Here is a 1,531-nt window from a genome sequence, read left to right as displayed (position 1 = left end):
AACAAAACGAAGCCGCTCATCCATGATGCCAGTCTCTCGCCAAACCATCGCCGGTCCTCCCGGCTGGCAAGAAAACTGTCACCCATCTAATCGGTCCATTCTGTTACCTATCTATCCGGTTCGGACACCGGGCATTTCTCCCCGTATAGTGACGGGGAGAAAGACGCTGTCACCGACGCCGGCTCAAGCCTTGCCCGGCACCGTCCTGATCACCGTGCCCCACGGGTCTTCCCGCGAAGTCTCATCCTTCACATTATCCGAGCGCATCTCTACCCAGGCGAGGCCTGAGCGTGACGGATCGCGACGGCCGGCGCCGGCGCTTTGCCAGGCATTGGCGCCGATATGATGGTGGTAATGGCCGGACGACAGGAACACCGCCTGGCTGCCATATTTGGCGACGGTGTCGAAGCCGAACTGGTCGTGCCACCAGGCCTCCGCGTCCTCCGGCCGGCCGACGCGCAGATGCACATGGCCGACAATGGCGTTTTCCGGCGCGCCCTGCCAGCCGGCATCGCCCGCCGGCACGCTGCCCACCACCGCTGGCAGGTTCAGCCGCTCGGTCGCCATGGCGACCTTGTCGCCGTTCCATTTCCAGTCCTGCGGACGGCGGTCGGCATAGATCTCGATGCCGTTGCCTTCCGGATCGGTCAGATAGAGCGCCTCGCTGACCAGATGGTCGGAAGCGCCCTCGATGCCGATACGGTTGGCGGCGGCGTGGCTGATCCAGCGGCCAAGGTCCGCTCGCGACGGCAACAGGAAAGCGGTGTGGAAAAGGCCGGCGCTGCGCGGATCGTCGGGCTTCGCCGAAGCATCCTGTTCAAGCACCAGCAATGGCCGGTTGGCGGCGCCAAGCGTGATCGCGCCATCGGCGCGGCGCAATTCCTGCAGGCCGACGACCGCGCGATAATAGGCGGCAAGGCTCTCGGCATCGCGCGCCTTCAACCCGACACGCGACACGCTGACCGGGGTGGTCGCGGCAAAAGGCAGTTCGCTCATCAAACTCTCCGTTTGGGCGGCGCCTATTCCCCAAATGGGGGTTCCAGGCCGCCAGCTCTTGTTCCCCCTCCAAATCGTCGATTGCGATCGTTCACACAAGAGAGCAAGAATCGAACAAGTTGTTCACAATTACGGCCATCCCGATGTTAGCGACAGGGTTGCAGCCGCCACAGCCGCTCGCTACATCGGCGTCATGAAAGTGAAAGACGCAGATATCCTGATCGTGCCGGGCTACACCAATTCCGGCCCCGAGCACTGGCAGACCCGCTGGCAGTCGAAACTGTCGACGGCGCGTCGGGTCGAGCAGGCGGAGTGGACCAAGCCCGTGCGCGAGGATTGGACGGCGAGCGTGGCGAACGCCGTCAACGAAGCTGAGCGGCCGGTGGTGCTCGTTGCCCATTCGCTTGGCGTCACGACGGCGGTGCAGGCCATCCCGCAATTCAGGAAGCCCATCGCCGGCGCCTTCTTCGTCGCGCCACCGGATGTGTCCAATCCGGAAATCAGGCCGAGGCACCTGATGACCTTCGGCCCTTAT

2 protein-coding genes are annotated in these 1,531 nt (G+C 63.8%); one reads left to right on the top strand and one right to left on the bottom strand.

Annotation, left to right across the window (positions count from 1 at the left end):
* Positions 1-183: 183 nt before the first annotated feature.
* A complete protein-coding gene (locus tag EOA27_RS35970) occupies positions 184-996 on the bottom strand; it encodes a VOC family protein (RefSeq protein ID WP_127258670.1) in 813 nt (270 codons plus the stop codon).
* 193 nt (positions 997-1,189) lie between these two features.
* Between EOA27_RS35970 and EOA27_RS35965 the strand changes: the two genes are divergently transcribed.
* Positions 1,190-1,531: alpha/beta hydrolase (locus tag EOA27_RS35965; RefSeq protein ID WP_145970815.1), on the top strand; the 342-nt coding region annotated here is incomplete at its 3' end.

Origin of the sequence: Mesorhizobium sp. M2A.F.Ca.ET.037.01.1.1 (assembly GCF_003998075.1) — a bacterium.
Lineage (GTDB): Bacteria > Pseudomonadota > Alphaproteobacteria > Rhizobiales > Rhizobiaceae > Mesorhizobium.
Note: the sequence above shows the minus strand (reverse complement) of the source record. Positions and strands in the feature narration are given on the sequence as shown.